Raw genomic sequence first — 17,426 nt, 5'->3', positions numbered from 1 at the left:
TCCAGATGCAATCTTAGTAGGCGTCAGCCCAGGCAATTTTCTTCGAGCCAGCCTTGCAGCAGCAGGGCGGCGGCCAGGGCATCGACCGGGCGTTCGCGGTAACCGCTGTTCTGTCCCTGCTGCAGGCGCTGGCCCTTGGCCTCGTAGGTGGTCAGGCGTTCGTCGTGGGTGTGCACGGGCAGATTGAAGCGGCCGTTAAGGCGGCGGGCGAATTTCTCGGCACGGTCGCTCATTTCGCTTTTCGTGCCGTCCATGTTCAGTGGCAGGCCAACGACGATGGCGTCCGGCTGCCATTCCTTGATCAGCGTTTCAACTTTCTGCCAGTCCGGCACACCGTTCTGCGCCTTGAGGATGCACAGCTCGCGGGCCTGGCCGGTGATCACCTGGCCGACCGCAACGCCGATCTGTTTGCTGCCGTAATCGAAGCCCAGCAGCAGGCGTAGCGGTTTTGCGTTCGCCTCGGCCATCAGGCGTGCCCGGCTTGTGAGGTGAGCAAACTGAGGTTGACACCCAGGCGCGCAGCCGCGGCGTTCAAGCGTTGGTCAAAGGGCAGTTCGAACAGAATGCTGTTGTCAGCCGGGCAGTTCAGCCAGGCGTTGTCGGCCAGCTCGGCTTCCAGCTGTCCAGCTTCCCAGCCGGCATAGCCGAGGGTGATCAGGTATTTCTCCGGGCCAGTACCGTCGGCGATGGCGAACAGCACGTCTTGCGAGGTCGACAGGCCCAGCTCGCCCAACTCCAGGGTGGCCTGAAACTGCGGGCCGCTGGGGTGTAGGACAAAGCCGCGGTCAGTCTGCACCGGACCGCCGGTAAAGATCGGCAGGCTCTGGCACAGCACTGGCGGCTCTTCATCCGGACGCAGTTGCTCGAGTACGTCAGCCAGGTTGAGGCCGTTGGGCTTGTTGATCACCAGGCCCATGGCGCCGAATTCGTTGTGGTCGATCAGGTAGGTGACGGTCTGCGCGAAATGCGGATCGGCCATGTGCGGCATGGCGATCAGGAAGTGATGCTTGAGGTAGCTAGGGCTGGCGTCTTTCATGGGCGTTAGTTTCAGGCTTCAGGCCATTGGCTTCAAGCGCTGCGCTTGTTGCGACCGGTAAAAGTCTGCCTGATCAGTTGCTCGACAGGCGGTCGCCGCGCTCGAAACGCCAGGTGCGGATGATTTCCAGGCGGTCGACATCGGCCAGGTCGCCGGTAAACGGCGCGAACGGTGCGGCCAGGCGGACGATGCGTAGAGCGGCCTGGTCGAGCGTGCGCTGGCCGGAGGATTCCAGTACCTGCACTTCGTACAGGGTGCCGTCACGGTTGATCGACACCAGCAGGCGCAGGCTGCCGTAGATGCCCTGGCGGCGCGCTTCATCCGGGTAGTTGAGGTTGCCGACCCGCTCGACCTTTTTGCGCCACTCATCTTTATACCAGGCACCTTTGTCGCGCATGGTCGAGGCGGCATTCAGGCGATGGATCTTCGGGCGCTTGGCGTATTGCTGGACTTCCTGGGCCAGTTCGGCTTCCAGGCTGGCGATTTCCGAAGACAGTTGCGCGCTGTCGAACACCGGCGCTGGCCGGGCTTGCGGAGTGGGCTTGGCTTCTTCGCGTTTGACCGGGGTTTTCTGTTGTTGCGGGGTGCGCGTGGCAACGGCGGCCTTGGGTGCTTCCTGGCGCACTGCTGGTTGCTGAGGTGCAGCGGGCGGGGTGATGCGTTTGACTTCGCTGTCCTGAAATAGCGCCTGTTCGGTGGTCTTTGGTGCTGCCTTGTGTTCCAGAGTGCCGCTGCCTTGCTGGTTGTCCTGGGCGAGGAAGTCGGCCTCTTTGGGCTTTTCTTCGCTCTTGAAGGTGGACAGGGTGATTTCCAAGGTTTTGCTGATCTGGCTCGGTTCGGCCAGGGTAAAGCCCAGGCCGAGGATCAGCGCGGCATGCAACACGGCAGCGAGGAACAGAGTAAAGCCCAGGCGGTCCGCCGGCTGTACGCCGGCGCTGGAAAGTTCAGGGAGTTGGGCTGCTGCGTTCATCGCGTTTCGGGTCTGCTCAGGTTGCCGCGCAGTCTGCCGAGGGCGCATGGAAAAGTCTATGAAGCACTGCGCGCATTGAGCTTCTCGGCAATCTTGTCCATCAGCTGCTCGCCGATGCGGGTATCGAAGGCGGCGTCGATCTCACGGATGCAGGTCGGACTGGTTACGTTGATCTCGGTCAGGTGCTCGCCGATTACGTCCAGGCCGACAAACAGCAGGCCTTTCTCGCGCAGGGTCGGGCCGACGGCAGCGGCGATTTCACGGTCGCGTTCGGTCAGCGGTCTGGCTTCACCGCGTCCGCCGGCGGCGAGGTTGCCGCGCGTCTCTCCCGCGGCAGGAATCCGCGCCAGGCAATATGGCACAGGCTCACCATCAATCATCAGGATGCGCTTGTCACCGTCCTTGATTGCCGGCAGGTAACCCTGGGCCATGATCTGCTGCTGGCCGTGGTTGGTCAGCGTCTCGAGAATCACGGACAGGTTGGGATCACCTTCGCGATGACGAAATATCATCGATCCACCCATACCATCGAGGGGTTTGAGAATGATGTCACGCTGCTCTTTGGCAAACTCGCGCAGAATGTCGGCCCTGCGGCTGACCACGGTCGGCGGCGTGTATTGGCTGAACTGGGTGGCAAAGTACTTTTCATTGCAGTCGCGCAGGCTTTGCGGACGGTTGACGACTAGAACCCCTGCGTCCTCGGCTTGCTCCAGCAGGTAGGTGGAGTAGACGAACTCATTGTCGAAGGGCGGATCCTTACGCATCAGGATCACGTCCAAGTCACTCAGGGCGATGTCCTGCTCGGCGCCGAGTTCGAACCAACGCTGGGGGTCGTTGAATACGCTAAGCTCTGACAGGCGAGCGCGTGCTTGGCCTTTGGCTTGGTAGAGGTCTTTCTGTTCCATATAAAAGAGGGTCCAGCCGCGCGCTTGGGCGGCCAGCAACATGGCCAGCGAGCTGTCCTTCTTGAAGGCGATCTGGGCGATGGGGTCCATGACAATGCCGAGGCGGACGCTCATGGCGGTGTTCTCCGTAAAATGGCAGCGATTAAAGTGTGCTAAGACGTGATGTGGCGTCAGGGTGGCGCTGACAAGTCGGGTGGTCAAGGAAAAACCTTGGCCCCGTGCGGCTTATAGATTGCATCAGGAGAGTGTGCTAAAAAGGCCCGACGATTGGGTTGTAGCCCGTCGGTGACAGGGCCTCAGGCGCACTGATATAACGCAAAAATAACGACTCACCGAGGCGATGGTAGGGCAAACATGGAACAGCATTCCGAGGGTTTGAGGGTAATGGTGATCGACGATTCGAAAACGATTCGTCGTACCGCGGAAACCCTGCTGAAAAAGGTGGGCTGCGATGTAATTACCGCAGTTGACGGCTTCGATGCTTTGGCAAAGATCGCCGATACCCATCCGAACATCATTTTTGTCGACATTATGATGCCGCGGCTCGATGGCTATCAGACCTGTGCCTTGATCAAGAACAACAGCGCTTTCAAATCCACCCCGGTGATCATGCTGTCTTCCAAAGACGGTTTGTTCGATAAAGCCAAGGGGCGCATTGTCGGCTCTGATCAGTATCTGACCAAACCTTTCAGCAAAGAAGAGTTGCTCGGTGCGATCAAAGCTCATGTGCCGGACTTTGTACCGGTGGAGCAAGCCTCCTGACGTCCGGCTAAACAGTCGTACGCCTTTTTAAAGTATTGGGAAACACCATGGCTCGAATTCTGATTGTTGATGACTCGCCGACTGAGATGTACAAACTGACCGCTATGCTGGAAAAGCACGGCCATCAGGTACTGAAAGCGGAAAATGGTGCGGACGGCGTTGCCCTGGCGCGTCAGGAAAAGCCTGATGCCGTGCTGATGGACATCGTCATGCCTGGCCTGAATGGCTTTCAGGCGACTCGCCAGCTGACCAAGGATGCGGACACTAGCCACATCCCGGTAATCATCGTGACCACCAAGGATCAGGAAACCGACAAGGTCTGGGGTAAGCGCCAGGGTGCGAAGGATTACCTGACCAAGCCAGTTGATGAAGACACTCTGGTTAAAACCTTGAATGCGGTATTGGCCGGCTAAACCCGATCAGTCCGCAATTAAAAAAGAATAAGGCCGCAGCTGGCATGTCGGACGCGCAAACCCCGTTTCAAACTCTTCAGGATATCGACAGGCTCTGTCGTTCGCTCGCTGCTGGCTTGCCTTCGCAGCAAGCGGTCGTGCAGACATGGAGCGGTATTGGCTTCCGTATGGGCGAGCGTTTTTTTGTCGCGCCCATGGGCGAAGTGGGTGAGGTTTTGCATGAGCCGCGGCATACCTTGCTGCCTGGCGTAAAAAGCTGGGTCAAGGGCGTGGCCAACGTGCGTGGTCGCTTGCTGCCAGTGATGGATCTGTGTGGTTTCTTCGGCAATGAGTTGTCACCACTGCGCAAGAAGCGTCGCGTGCTGGTGGTTGATCACCAGGAAGTCTTTGCTGGCCTGACGGTCGATGAAGTGTTTGGCATGCAGCATTTTCCTGTGGATACCTTCTCTGAGCAGCTGCCGCCGCTCGAGGCGTCCATAGCACCCTTTATCCACGGAGTCTTTCAACGTGAACAGCCTTGGTTGGTGTTCAGCCCACACGCGCTGGCCCAAAACCCGGGTTTTCTCGACGTGGCGTATTAACAGTTTATCGGTGGGGTCGGCGTTGCCGGCCTTTTGGCGTTACATGGGAACCGTAGTGCGGTCGGTCCAGGCGGGGGCCAGTAAATGAAAAAACTAAATGCAGGTAATTTGTTAGCAGGTGCGCGCAGTAGCACATTGATCGCAGGGCTGTTTATTGTCCTGATCGTTTCGATCGTGCTGTTGTTCGCCAACTTCGCCTACATCAACACTCAATCCAACTACGACACGGAGTACATCGGTCACGCCGGTGAGCTACGCGTGCTGTCCCAGCGTATCGCAAAAAACTCCACGGAAGCGGCGGCTGGTACGGCCGAAGCGTTTGCCTTGCTGCGTGATGCGCGTAACGACTTCCAGACTCGCTGGGGTTATCTGACCGACGGTAACGAGGAAACCGGCCTGCCTGCAGCGCCAGAATCCCTGCAGCCTCAGATTGCTGTTGTGCAGCAGGACTGGGATACGCTGCGGCAGAACACCGACGCCATTCTGGCCAACGAACAGACCGTACTGTCGCTGCACCAGGTAGCTGCCACCCTGGCGGAAACCATTCCGCAGCTGCAGGTCGAGTACGAAGAAGTCGTCGATATCCTGCTGGAAAGCGGTGCGCCAGCCGCTCAGGTTTCGGTTGCTCAGCGCCAATCCTTGCTGGCAGAACGTATCTTGGGTTCGGTAAACAAGGTACTTGCCGGTGACCAGGACTCGGTTCAGGCCGCTGACATGTTTGGCCGTGATGCCAGCCTGTTCGGCCGTGTATTGGCGGCCATGCTTGAAGGCAACGCCGCCATGGAAATTACCCAGGTAAGCGACGAGGAAGCCCTCGAACGTCTGGCGGAAATTTCCGAGCTGTTCGAGTTTGTATCGGGTTCTGTAGACGAGATTCTCGAAACCTCGCCTGAACTGTTCCAGGTGCGCGAGTCGGCGAACGTGATTTTCACTGTCTCTCAGACCCTGTTGGACAAAGCTTCCGACCTGGCCGTCGGTTTTGATGACCTGGCTACAGGTCGTGCCATCAACACCCTGATTGGTTACGTGCTGGGTGCTTTGGCGCTCGGTTCGATTATCCTGATTGGCCTGGTGATGGTGCGGGAAACCAACCGTCGTCTGGCGTCCACCGCTGAGAAGAACGAACGGAACCAGGCAGCGATTCTGCGACTGCTCGACGAAATTGCTGACCTCGCAGACGGTGACCTGACAGTAGCCGCGACGGTAACCGAAGACTTCACCGGTGCCATCGCTGACTCCATCAACTACTCCATCGACCAGCTGCGCGACCTGGTAGCCACGATCAACCTGACCGCCGTTCAGGTAGCCGGTGCAGCCCAGGAAACCCAGGCCACGGCGATGCACCTGGCCGAGGCTTCCGAGCACCAAGCACAGGAAATTGCTGGTGCCTCTGCGGCGATCAACGAAATGGCCGTGTCGATTGACCAGGTATCGGCAAACGCCTCGGAATCCTCCGCGGTAGCAGAGCGTTCCGTAGCCATCGCCAACAAGGGCAACGAAGTGGTGCACAACACCATCACCGGCATGGATAACATCCGTGAGCAGATCCAGGACACCTCCAAGCGTATTAAACGCCTCGGTGAATCGTCCCAGGAGATCGGTGACATCGTTAGCCTGATTAACGACATTGCTGACCAGACCAACATCCTCGCACTGAACGCCGCGATCCAGGCATCCATGGCGGGTGACGCGGGTCGAGGCTTCGCCGTGGTAGCGGACGAAGTACAACGCCTCGCAGAACGTTCCTCTGCGGCAACCAAGCAGATCGAAGCGCTGGTTAAGACGATTCAGACCGACACCAACGAAGCCGTTATCTCGATGGAGCAAACGACTTCTGAAGTGGTGCGCGGTGCTCGTCTGGCGCAGGACGCCGGGGTTGCACTGGAAGAGATCGAGAAGGTTTCTAAGACCCTCGCGGCCTTGATTCAGAACATCTCCAACGCTGCTCGCCAGCAAGCATCGTCGGCTGGCCACATTTCCAATACGATGAACGTGATTCAGGAAATCACCTCGCAAACCTCCTCCGGTACCACTGCCACTGCCAAGAGCATTGGTAACCTGGCCAAGATGGCCAGTGAGATGCGTAAGTCGGTATCCGGCTTTACCTTGCCGGGTGGGGAGCAGGCGTAATCAGGTGCTGCGCGGCAGGCTGAAAGGCCTGTCGCACAAGGACTATGGCCGTGAGCGAGGGGCACGACATGCAGTCAGGCGTCTGGGCCTTGCAGCCTCTGGCAGACATGACAGCCACGGAGTTTCGTGACTGGCAGACGCTGCTTGAGGAGCGTACCGGGGTCGTTCTCAATGAACGGCGGCGGGCGTTTTTGCAGACCAATCTGAGTGCGCGTATGCGCGAGCTGGGCGTTATGGACTACGCCACGTATTACCGGCAAGTCACTGATGGTCCTCGCGGTGCGGTGGAATGGTCGACCCTGCTGGATCGGCTGACTGTGCAGGAAACCCGTTTCTTTCGTCATCGTCCTTCCTTTGAAGTGCTCGAAAGCTATTTGCGTGAGCGTTTGCAGCAGGGCGTGACGCAGCCATGGGAACTTTGGAGTGTTGGCTGTGCCAGCGGCGAAGAGCCTTACTCGCTGGCCATCAGTGCGGCTGAAGTGTTGCGTGAAAGTGAACACCCGGATCATTTCGGGGTAACAGGTACTGACATCAGCCTGAATGCCCTGAGCAAGGCGCGCGATGGTCAATATGGTGCGCGCCGTCTGGAGCAGTTGGATGCCGATCTGTGCCAGCGCTATTTTCTGGCCCAGGACGATGGACGTTTCAAAGTAGTGCCGAATTTGGCCGCGCGCGTGTGTTGCGCCCGGCTCAATGTGCTGGAGCTGGCCAAGGCACCGATGTCCGGAATGGACGTTATTTTTTGTCAGAACTTGTTGATCTATTTTCGTCGCTGGCGCCGCCGCGAGATCCTCAACCGCCTGGCCGAGCGCCTGGTGCCCGGGGGGTTGCTGGTGGTGGGAGTGGGCGAAGTAGCAGGTTGGCAGCATCCGGAGTTGATCCCGGTAGCCGACGAGCGAGTGCTGGCGTTTACCCGCAAGGGATAAGGCAGAAGAGCCAAGTTTATGAGTGGAGTGGCTATGGGTGATCGGCACGATTATGTCGCCCTGGAATGGGTTAAGGGCGAGATCGCGGAAACCCTGAAGCAGGCGCGTCAGGCGCTGGAGGCGTTCGTCGAGAACCCCCAGGACGCCACGCGCATGCGTTTCTGCCAGACCTATGTGCATCAGGTGCTCGGCACCTTGCAAATGGTCGAGTTTTTCGGCGCGGCGCTACTGGCTGAGGAAATGGAACAGCTGGCCGGTGCTTTGATCGATGGCCGGGTGACCAACCAGGGTGAAGCCCTGGAAGTGCTGATGCAGTCGATTCTGCAGCTGCCGGTGTACCTTGATCGTATCCAGACTGCTCGCCGCGACCTGCCGATGGTCGTGTTGCCACTGCTCAACGACCTGCGCGCTGCGCGTGGGGAAAAACTACTCTCGGAAACCAGCCTGTTCGCCCCGGATATGTCCGGCCGTACACCCGCGCTGCCCCATGAAACCATCGACCAGCTTCGTACCGCCGAACTGCCGGTGTTGCTGCGCAAGCTGCGGCAAATGCTGCAAATGGCTCTGGTTGGGGTAATCCGCAACCAGGACCTGCCGACCAATCTGGGCTACATGGCACGGGTGTTCGCGCGCCTGGAAAACCTCTGCAAGGACTCGCCGCTCGGCCCGTTATGGCAGATTGCATCGGGCGTTGTTGAAGGTCTGGCCAACGGCAGCGTGGCCAACGGCACCTCGATTCGCACCTTGTTGCGTCAGGTTGATAAGGAACTCAAACGTCTGCTCGAGCAGGGCGCCGATGGTCTTAACCAGGCCGCTCCCGACGAACTGAGCAAGAACCTGCTGTTCTATGTGGCCAAGTCGTCGGCGCAGTCGCCGCGCGTGCGCACCCTCAAAGAGCAATACCGCCTCGACGATGCGCTGCCGGACAACGATGTTGTCGATGAAGAGCGTGCCCGCCTAGCCGGTCCGGATCGCGATGCGATGCGTTCGGTGGTGGCTGCATTGTGTGAAGAGCTGGTGCGGGTCAAGGATAGTCTCGATCTATTTGTGCGCAGCGACCGCACTCAGGTCACCGACCTGGATGCCCTTGCAGCACCACTCAAGCAAATTGCCGATACCCTCGCAGTGTTGGGTTTTGGGCAGCCGCGCAAAGTTATTGCCGATCAGCTTGATGTTGTCAGTGGCCTTGCCAAGGGGCAAGGCGAGCCGAGCGATGCCGTATTGATGGATGTGGCTGGGGCGCTGCTCTATGTCGAAGCCACCTTGGCCGGTATGGTCGGTCCGTCGCAGGATAGCGGCCGCGAAGAAAGCCATCTGCCAACCACCGACGTGGCGCAGATTCACCAACTGGTGATCAAGGAAGCGCGCAATGGCCTGGAGCAGGCCAAAGACGCGATCATCGAATTTATCGCCTCACAGTGGAATCACGAACACCTGGCCCGCGTGCCTGAGTTGCTGACTCAGGTGCGTGGTGGCCTGGCGATGATTCCGCTGCAGCGTGCCGCCGACCTGCTGAATGCCTGCAATCGCTATATTCAGGAACAGCTGCTGGCACGCAAGGCCGTACCCAACTGGCAGAACCTCGACACCCTGGCGGACGCCATCACCAGCGTTGAGTACTACCTTGAGCGTCTGGCAGAAGACCATGCGACCCAGGGCGATCTGATTCTTGATGTGGCCGAGGAAAGCCTGGAAAGCCTGGGCTACCCGCTGAAAGAAAAGCCGTCGATTCTCGATCGAGTCGAGCCGCCGGTAGAGTCCTTCGCGCCATTGGCTGATCCGTTGGACGATATGGAGGTGCTCAGCGCCGAGCCTGAGGCGCCTTTGGAAGTTGAGCTCACCTTAGAACCGGTTGCAGAAGAACCGTTGAGCTTGGACCTGGCCGACGACTTCAGTGCAGAGTTTGCTGGTCTGGATTCGACGGCGATTGACGCGTCATCCAGCGATGCCAAATGGGCGTCTGAAGCGCCGAGTGCTGAGCTTGAACTGATTGATTTCAGTATCGACCTACCCGATGCCGACCCCCTCCCGCTGGCTGAGTCTCAGCCGGAGCAGCCGTTCGCCGGTGAAGAGCTGCAACTCGGCAGTTTTGAGCTGGACGAAAGCGACAGCCCGGCCAACTGGAATGAAGCTGAACTGGCTGCCCTCGAGTTGCCTGAGGTTGAGCTGCCCAGCGCTCTGGTGAGTGAAGAACCAGAACCTGTTGTGGCTGAAAAAGCGCTGTCGATGGCTGATGTGATGGCTGCTCCAGTGCAGGCGATTAATCCGCCGGCTCATGATGTGCCGCCAAGCCTGCTGCCGCCACCGGCTGATGAAGAGCCAATTGATGAAGAATTGCTGGAAGTCTTTATCGAAGAAGTCGGTGAAGTGCTGGAGACCATTAGCGAGTTCTTCCCGCAGTGGTGTGCTGACACTGAAAACAAGGACGCCCTGACCGAGATCCGTCGTGCGTTCCACACCCTCAAAGGCAGTGGCCGTATGGTCCGCGCCCTGGTTATTGGTGAGTTGGGTTGGGCGATTGAGAACCTGCTCAACCGTGTGCTTGATCGCAGCATTCAGCCGGGTGCCGAGGTGCAGCAGGTCATCGCCGACGTGGTCGCGCTGATGCCGTCTCTGGTCGATGAATTTGCCAATAAAGCGCAACGTCAGCGTGACGATGTTGACCACCTGGCTGCAACGGCACATGCCCTTGCCAAAGGCCGAAGTCTCCCAAAACCTCAAGCCCCGGTTGAGCTGGTAGCAGAGCCCGAAGGCGGCCCAGTAGCTACCAGCGAAATTATTGAGGATGAAGACGGGCTCGATCCGCAGTTGCTGGAGATTTTCCGTAACGAAGCGGAAATGCACCTCGATACACTGGTCGGATTCTTGGCTGACTGTGCTCAGGAACTGCCGCAGCCGGTCACTGATGACCTGCAGCGTGCTCTGCACACCCTCAAGGGCAGTGCTTCGATGGCCGGTATTCAACCGGTGGCCGAGATTGCTTCGCCGCTGGAAAAACTGGTCAAAGAATTCAAAACCAACTTGATCCCAATGGACCTGGCCGAAGCGGAGCTGCTGAGCAGCGCCGAGAAACTCTTCCGCCTGGGTCTTGAGCAGCTGGAAAGTCAGCCGCTGGCCGTTTTGCCGGGTGCAGCCGAGTTCCTTGAGCGCGTACAAAAGCTGCACAGTGACCGTCTCGAGCACGCCGAAAATAGCCGGCAGACCGATCAAGGCGTGAAACGCGACCCGCAGATGATCAGCATCTTCCTCGCCGAAGGCATGGACATCCTGCTGGATGCTGAAGACTTGCTGCGCAAATGGCGCGAGCACCCGTCCGAGCGTCAGGAGTTGACCTCCCTGCTGGACGAACTGACCACCCTGGGACGCGGCGCCGAGATGGCCGATTTGCCGCAGATTGATGAGCTCTGCGAAGCCTTGCTCGACCTCTATGGTGCGGTCGAGGAGGGTCGTCTGGCGGTTAGCGAGCGCTTCTTTAGCGAAGCCGAACAAGCCCACGAAGCGCTGATTGGCATGATGGATCAGGTGGCCGCCGGCCTGCAGGTCAGCGGTGCTCCCGAGCGCGTAATGGCCCTGCGCAACCTGCTGTTGGAGGCGCTGGACCCTAATACCCTGGCACTGCTGTCCAACAATGGTGACGCCGGTATCGAGATCGTCGAGCTTGCCGACGCCACGGCTACGCTGGAAGCACTCAGTCAGGACGCGCCGGACGAATTGGCCGAGCCGCTTGAGCTTGATCTGCCGGACGTTGAAGAACTGGCGGCACCTGTTACCGAGGACGCCAGTGAGCCGTTGGCCGACGCACCAGTCGCTTCGCTGTACGAGTCGCTCGACGAGGAAATGGTGTCGATCTTCCTTGAAGAAGCAGTCGATATCCTCGAGAGCGCCGGTCAAGCGCTGGAGCGCTGGTTGGCCGATACGGACAACAAGGCGGCACTATCCTCGCTGCAACGAGACCTGCACACCCTCAAGGGTGGTGCACGCATGGCCGAGATTCGCCCGATTGGCGATCTCGCCCATGAACTCGAATCCTTGTACGAAGGTCTGGTTGATCGCCGCTACAGCTTCTCGCAACCACTGGCGAACCTGCTGCAGCAGAGCCATGACTCCCTGGCACAGCTGCTGGAGCAGCTGCAAGCGCGCGTCGCCATGCCGTCACCGCTGGAGCTGATCGAAGCCATTCGCAGCTTCCGCCAGAGTGGCGGGCAAAGCTTGCCAGTGCCTCCTGTTACCTCTGAGCCTGTTGCCGAAGCCGAAGCCGAAGCCGAAGCCGAAGCCGAAGCCCTGCCAATGATCGAGTCGTTTGATCTGGCAGAGCCTGAGCCTGCTGAGCTGCCTGAGATTGAAGAAGAGATCGACTTCGGTATCCTCGCTGATGCCCCGCAGGAGCCTACGGATAGCGAGCCGCAGGACACCGGAACGTCGGAGATCAACGCGTTCGAATTGCCCGCCGTAGAGCTCGGTGAGCTGCCATGGGTCGACTCTGCTGTTGAAAGCGAAGTCGAGTCTGCCGAGCTTCTCGACACTGCTCCCGAGCTAGAGCCAGCACCGGTTGCTATTGCTGCGCCTGCTGTATTGGATGACGAGCGTGATCCTGAACTGGTGGAAATCTTCCTCGAAGAAGGTTTCGACATCATCGACAGCGCCGGTGCGGCGTTGCAACGCTGGATGGGCGACGTCAACAACAGCCTGGAACTGGAGTCGCTGCAGCGTGACTTGCACACCCTCAAGGGTGGTGCACGCATGGCTGAAATCCGTGAAATCGGTGATCTGGCCCACGAGCTGGAATTCCTCTACGAAGGCCTTGGCCAAGGGCGTTTGCGCGCCAGCCAGGACCTGTTCACGCTGCTTCAGGCCTGTCACGACAGCCTGGCTGAGATGCTTGAAGCCGTACGCGGCAAGCGCGGTGTACCAAGTGGCGAGGCGCTGATCGAAACCATCAAGCGTTTCCGCAGCAATCCGGATGAACAGCTCAGCATGCCGTCCGCGGTGGCCCTTAAGGCCGCTGAGGCCGAAGAGGATGACGATGCCGAATCGGACATCCTCGACATCTTCCTTGAGGAAGGTGACGACCTGTTGGAAGCCATGGAAGTTGCCATCGGCCGTTGGGAGGCTGACCGTGAAGACGGCGCCGCCATCGACGATATGCTGCGCATCCTGCACACCCTCAAAGGTGGTGCACGCCTGGCTGGACAGAAGCGCCTGGGCGACCTCACTCACAGCCTTGAGCAACACCTGACCGAAGCGCAAGCCCAGGGCGCGCCGTGGCCGCAGAGTCTGTTTGTTGATGTGCAGTCGGGCTTCGAAGGTTTGCAGCAGGAGCTCGATGCGCTGCGTCAGCGCCTGAATGACAGCCTGGTGGTCGATACGGCGAGCCAGCAAGCGCCTGAGCCCGTGGTCGAGCAAGCGGCGCGTATGCCGGAATTGAGCGCTCCTATTGTTGCGGCCAGTGCCATGCCCGCGCAGGAACTGGTGGCCAAGGTGCTACCGTTCGTGCGCCGCGCTGAAGAGGCCGCTCAGGAAGCCGCTTCCCGTCGCGCCCCGCAGGAACTGGTCAAAGTGCCGGCCGAACTGCTTGAAGGTCTGGTTAACCTGGCCGGTGAAACCTCGATTTTCCGTGGCCGTGTTGAGCAGCAGGTCAGCGACTTTGGTTTCACCCTGAGTGAGATGGAAGCCACCATCGACCGCGTACGTGACCAGTTGCGCCGCCTCGATACCGAAACCCAGGCGCAGATCCTCAGCCGTATTGAGGCTGAAGCCGAGCGTATGGGCTATGAGGATTTCGACCCACTGGAAATGGACCGCCACTCTCAGCTGCAGCAGCTGTCGCGCGCACTGTTTGAGTCCGCTTCCGACTTGCTTGACCTGAAAGAAACCCTGGCAGCGCGTAACCGCGATGCGGAAACCCTGCTGCTGCAACAAGCGCGGGTCAATTCCGAGCTGCAGGAAGGCCTGATGCGTACGCGCATGGTGCCGTTCGACCGTCTGGTGCCGCGCCTGCGCCGTATCGTGCGGCAGATTTCCGGTGAGTTGGGCAAGCAGGTCGAGTTTATCGTTGGCAATGCCGATGGTGAGATGGACCGTACCGTACTCGAGCGTATCGTCGCACCGCTGGAACACATGCTGCGAAACGCGGTTGACCATGGCATTGAAGCGGCTGACGTGCGTCGAGCAGCCGGTAAGCCGGAGCAGGGCACTATCCGCTTGGCGCTGGGCCGTGAGGGTGGCGATATCGTCCTGACCCTGGCCGATGACGGCGGTGGCATTCGTCTAGAAGCGGTCAGGCGCAAAGCCATCGAGCGCGGCTTGATGGACGCCGACGCCGACCTGACCGACTACGAAGTGCTGCAGTTTATCCTTGAGGCCGGTTTCTCTACCGCCGAGAAGGTCACGCAGATTTCCGGTCGTGGTGTGGGCATGGACGTGGTCCACTCCGAGGTCAAGCAGCTCGGTGGCTCGATGAGCATCGAGTCGATCCCAGGCACGGGTACCACGTTCACCATTCGGTTGCCGTTCACCGTGTCGGTCAACCGTGCGTTGATGGTGTTGTCGGGTGAAGACCTCTACGCCATTCCGCTGAACACCATCGAAGGTATCGTGCGGGTCTCGCCGTACGAGCTGGAAGCCTACTACGCGCCCGATGCACCGCGCTTCGAGTACGCCGGCCAGAGCTATGAGCTGCGCTACCTGGGCGACCTGCTTAACAACGGTCAGCAGCCCAAACTGGTGGGTCAGAGCCTGCCGCTGCCGGTGATTCTGGTGCGCTCCAAGGAGCATGCCGTTGCCGTGCAGGTTGACTCCCTGGCTGGTTCGCGCGAGATCGTGGTTAAGAGCCTCGGTCCGCAGTTTGCTGGCGTACACGGGATTTCCGGTGCGACCATCCTTGGTGACGGTCGCGTGGTAGTGATTCTCGACCTGTTGGCGACTATCCGCGTGCTGCATGCGCATTTGCTCACTCAACTGCAGCCACGCCAGCTCAGGCAGTCAGCGACGGCAGCGGAGATCGAAGCGGATCGGCCGACGCTGGTCATGGTGGTCGACGATTCGGTCACGGTGCGTAAAGTTACCAGCCGCCTGCTTGAGCGTAACGGCATGAACGTACTGACCGCCAAGGACGGTGTCGATGCCATTTCGCAGCTGCAGGAGCGCAAGCCCGACATCATGCTGCTCGACATCGAAATGCCCCGCATGGACGGCTTCGAAGTGGCCACCCTGGTGCGCCACGATGATGGCTTGAAAGACTTGCCGATCATTATGATCACCTCGCGTACCGGTGAAAAACACCGTGAGCGGGCCATGAGCATCGGCGTCAACGAGTACCTTGGTAAGCCTTACCAGGAGTCCTTGTTGCTTGAAACCATTCAGCAACTGGTGGGTCGCCACCCGGTAAACCGCAATGACTGAGAAAACTGCAGCCCGCATTGCGGTGATTGCCGATACCTCGCTGCAGCGCCACGTGCTGCAGCAAGCGTTGACCGGCAGCGGCTACCAGGTGGTGATGAACAGCGACCCGGCGCGTCTTGATCAGGAAACCCTGAACGCCTGCGAAACTGACCTGTGGCTGGTTGACCTGGCGCAGTCGGAAGATTTGCCGCTGGTCGACAGCCTGATGGAAAGCGCCTCGGCTCCGGTGCTGTTTGGCGAAGGCCACGCACCCGAGCGTCATTCGGAAAATTACCCGCGCTGGGAACGCCGCCTGTTCGGCAAATTGAAGAAGCTGGTGGGCGATCCGTCTCAGGCCGTCGGCCCAAGCCTGGAAGCCCTGTTGGCTGAAGCGCAGCGTCCATCACGCCTGGATCTGCCGGCTGCACTGGCCGATACCCCGCTGGTGGCCGGCGAGCCGGCGCGTCAAGTGTGGTTGCTGGCTGCCTCTTTGGGTGGTCCTGCGGCGGTAAAAGCCTTTCTCGATGCCTTGCCCGGCGGGTTGCCGGTGGGCTTTGTGTACGCTCAGCATATTGATGCCAGTTTCGAGAGCACGCTGCCGCAAGCCGTGGGGCGCCACAGCCAGTGGCATGTGAACCCGGCTCGACATGGCGACGCGGTGCGTTGCGGTGAAGTGGTGGTGGTACCGATCAGCCACGAACTGGGCTTCAGTGATGATGCCCTGATGCAGATATCTGAGCGTGGCTGGCCGGAACCCTATAGCCCGTCCATCGACCAGATGATGCTTAACCTGGCCCAGCATTTCGGCGCCATGAGTGGCGTCATTGCGTTCAGTGGCATGGGCAGTGACGGCAGTGCTGCGGCGGCTTATGTGCGCCGTCAGGGTGGCTTGATCTGGACCCAGCGTGCAGACAGCTGCGCCTGCCCAAGCATGCCGGACAGCCTGCGTGAAGCCGGCTACAGCAGCCACAGCGGTGATCCGCGTGAGCTGGCCGAAGCTCTGGTCAATCACCTGGCCGAGCAGTGCCGTTAATCTGGGGCTATGCCCTGTACAGGAAATTTTCATGAGCCAAGCCGTCGCCACGCAGAACAGCGCCAACAGCCTGACCGGCCTGTTGATGCCGCTGACTGACCGTACTCTGCTGCTGCCTAACGTGGCAGTGGCCGAGTTGATCCCTTATCGCGCGCCACAGACCAGTGAAGGCATGCCCGGCTGGTTCCTCGGGCAGATTGCCTGGCGTGATCTACGCCTGCCGCTGTTGTCGTTCGAAGCGGCATCGGATGGCCAGGTCAGCGTCAGCCCCGGCTCGCGCGTAGCGGTGATCAACGCTTTGGGTGGACGGCCGAACGTCAAGTTTATTGCTGTGCTGGTGCAGGGTATTCCGCGCTCGATCAAGGTCGGTGCCGATCTGGTGCGCGCCGATGTCGCCCTGTCGCCGCTGGAGCTGGATGCGGTTCAATTTGGCGAAGCCGTGCTGAAGATTCCGGACCTGATTGGGCTGGAACAGAAGCTGGCGGATGCCGGGTTGATCTGATTGACGGTAAACAAAAAAGCCCGCGTTAGCGGGCTTTTTTATGATGTTATGTAGCGCTTAGAAATCGCCCCACAACTGCTGCGCCACGCTTAACGCCACCACCGGCGCAGTCTCCGTGCGTAGCACGCGCGGGCCGAGGCGGGCGGCGTGGAAGCCCTGGGTCTTGGCCAAGGCAACTTCGCTGTCGTTCAGACCGCCTTCCGGGCCAATCAGAAAGGCCAGCGACTGAGGCTGCGGATGGCTGGCCCAAGGCTCAGCGACCGGGTGCAGCACCAACTTGAGTTCGGCGGTTACCTGCCCCAGCCAGTCATTCAGGCTGATCGGCGGATGAATGATCGGCAACACCGAGCGACCGCATTGCTCGCAGGCGCTGATCGCCACTTGGCGCCAGTGCGCCATGCGCTTGTCGGCGCGTTCATCCTTGAGGCGCACTTCGCAGCGCTCGCTGACGATCAGGCTGATTTCATTGGCGCCCAGTTCGGTGGCCTTTTGAATCGCCCAATCCATTCGTTCGCCGCGCGACAGACCTTGGCCCAGATGAATATGCAGCGGTGATTCTGCCTGGCCGGCAAAGGCTTCGCGCAACTCGACGCGCACGCTTTTCTTGCCCACCTCGATCAGCTCGCCCCGGTATTCCTGGCCGCTGCCATCGAACAATTGCACCGCATCGCCCACGGTATGGCGCAGCACGCGGCCGATATAGTGGGCCTGGGCTTCGGGCAGCTCGTGTTGGCCGATGAAGAGGGGGGCGTCGATAAAGAAACGAGAAAGGCGCATGGATTGATCGC

At 59.8% G+C, this 17,426-nt stretch carries 13 protein-coding genes; 8 read left to right on the top strand and 5 right to left on the bottom strand.

Features of this window, described 5'->3' with window-relative positions:
- Positions 1-23 precede the first annotated feature (23 nt).
- The 4 genes from ruvX to gshB all read right to left on the bottom strand — a co-directional run bounded on the left by ruvX (position 24) and on the right by gshB (position 3,025).
- Positions 24-467, bottom strand: coding sequence for a Holliday junction resolvase RuvX (ruvX, locus tag HCI85_RS06840; RefSeq protein WP_167143382.1), 444 nt, complete (start codon positions 465-467; stop codon positions 24-26).
- Positions 467-1,036: a YqgE/AlgH family protein gene (locus HCI85_RS06835; protein WP_167143379.1), complete on the bottom strand. Its 570-nt coding sequence runs from the start codon at positions 1,034-1,036 to the stop codon at positions 467-469. The genes ruvX and HCI85_RS06835 overlap by 1 nt, the downstream gene beginning before the upstream one ends.
- Before the next feature lie 73 nt (positions 1,037-1,109).
- Positions 1,110-2,006, bottom strand: coding sequence for an energy transducer TonB (locus tag HCI85_RS06830; protein ID WP_090250092.1), 897 nt, complete (start codon positions 2,004-2,006; stop codon positions 1,110-1,112).
- A gap of 56 nt (positions 2,007-2,062) precedes the next feature.
- Positions 2,063-3,025: a glutathione synthase gene (gene gshB, locus HCI85_RS06825; RefSeq protein WP_090250089.1), complete on the bottom strand. Its 963-nt coding sequence runs from the start codon at positions 3,023-3,025 to the stop codon at positions 2,063-2,065.
- A gap of 240 nt (positions 3,026-3,265) precedes the next feature.
- Between gshB and pilG the strand changes: the two genes are divergently transcribed.
- The 8 genes from pilG to HCI85_RS06785 all read left to right on the top strand — a co-directional run bounded on the left by pilG (position 3,266) and on the right by HCI85_RS06785 (position 16,638).
- Complete coding sequence (gene pilG, locus HCI85_RS06820) at positions 3,266-3,673, top strand: twitching motility response regulator PilG (RefSeq protein ID WP_069516374.1); 408 nt, start codon at positions 3,266-3,268, stop codon at positions 3,671-3,673.
- A gap of 47 nt (positions 3,674-3,720) precedes the next feature.
- Positions 3,721-4,086 carry a twitching motility response regulator PilH gene (pilH, locus tag HCI85_RS06815; protein ID WP_090250086.1) on the top strand — a complete coding sequence of 122 codons (366 nt, stop codon included), beginning with the start codon at positions 3,721-3,723 and terminating at the stop codon, positions 4,084-4,086.
- 44 nt (positions 4,087-4,130) lie between these two features.
- The gene (locus HCI85_RS06810; RefSeq protein ID WP_090250084.1) at positions 4,131-4,667 is read left to right on the top strand and encodes a chemotaxis protein CheW; all 537 of its coding nucleotides are present in this window, start codon (positions 4,131-4,133) and stop codon (positions 4,665-4,667) included.
- An 84-nt stretch (positions 4,668-4,751) separates the two neighbouring features.
- The gene (locus HCI85_RS06805; protein ID WP_160085787.1) at positions 4,752-6,797 is read left to right on the top strand and encodes a methyl-accepting chemotaxis protein; all 2,046 of its coding nucleotides are present in this window, start codon (positions 4,752-4,754) and stop codon (positions 6,795-6,797) included.
- 68 nt (positions 6,798-6,865) lie between these two features.
- On the top strand, positions 6,866-7,723 hold the full coding sequence (locus HCI85_RS06800) for a protein-glutamate O-methyltransferase (RefSeq protein WP_160090046.1): 858 nt from the start codon (positions 6,866-6,868) through the stop codon (positions 7,721-7,723).
- A 33-nt stretch (positions 7,724-7,756) separates the two neighbouring features.
- Entirely contained in the window at positions 7,757-15,124 is a 7,368-nt protein-coding gene (locus HCI85_RS06795) for an Hpt domain-containing protein (RefSeq protein ID WP_167144310.1), read from the top strand.
- Positions 15,117-16,136: a chemotaxis protein CheB gene (locus HCI85_RS06790; RefSeq protein ID WP_090250076.1), complete on the top strand. Its 1,020-nt coding sequence runs from the start codon at positions 15,117-15,119 to the stop codon at positions 16,134-16,136. The genes HCI85_RS06795 and HCI85_RS06790 overlap by 8 nt, the downstream gene beginning before the upstream one ends.
- Before the next feature lie 31 nt (positions 16,137-16,167).
- Positions 16,168-16,638, top strand: coding sequence for a chemotaxis protein CheW (locus tag HCI85_RS06785; protein ID WP_167143376.1), 471 nt, complete (start codon positions 16,168-16,170; stop codon positions 16,636-16,638).
- A gap of 57 nt (positions 16,639-16,695) precedes the next feature.
- Here the strand turns inward: HCI85_RS06785 and HCI85_RS06780 are convergent, their stop codons facing one another.
- Positions 16,696-17,415, bottom strand: a complete 720-nt coding sequence (locus tag HCI85_RS06780) for a 16S rRNA (uracil(1498)-N(3))-methyltransferase (RefSeq protein WP_167143373.1) — start codon at positions 17,413-17,415, stop codon at positions 16,696-16,698.
- Between the last annotated feature and the right edge of the window lie 11 nt (positions 17,416-17,426).

The sequence above is a fragment of the Pseudomonas sp. OTU750018 genome (assembly GCF_011636575.1).
Classification (GTDB): Bacteria; Pseudomonadota; Gammaproteobacteria; order Pseudomonadales; family Pseudomonadaceae; genus Aquipseudomonas; species Aquipseudomonas peli.
Note: the sequence above shows the minus strand (reverse complement) of the source record. Positions and strands in the feature narration are given on the sequence as shown.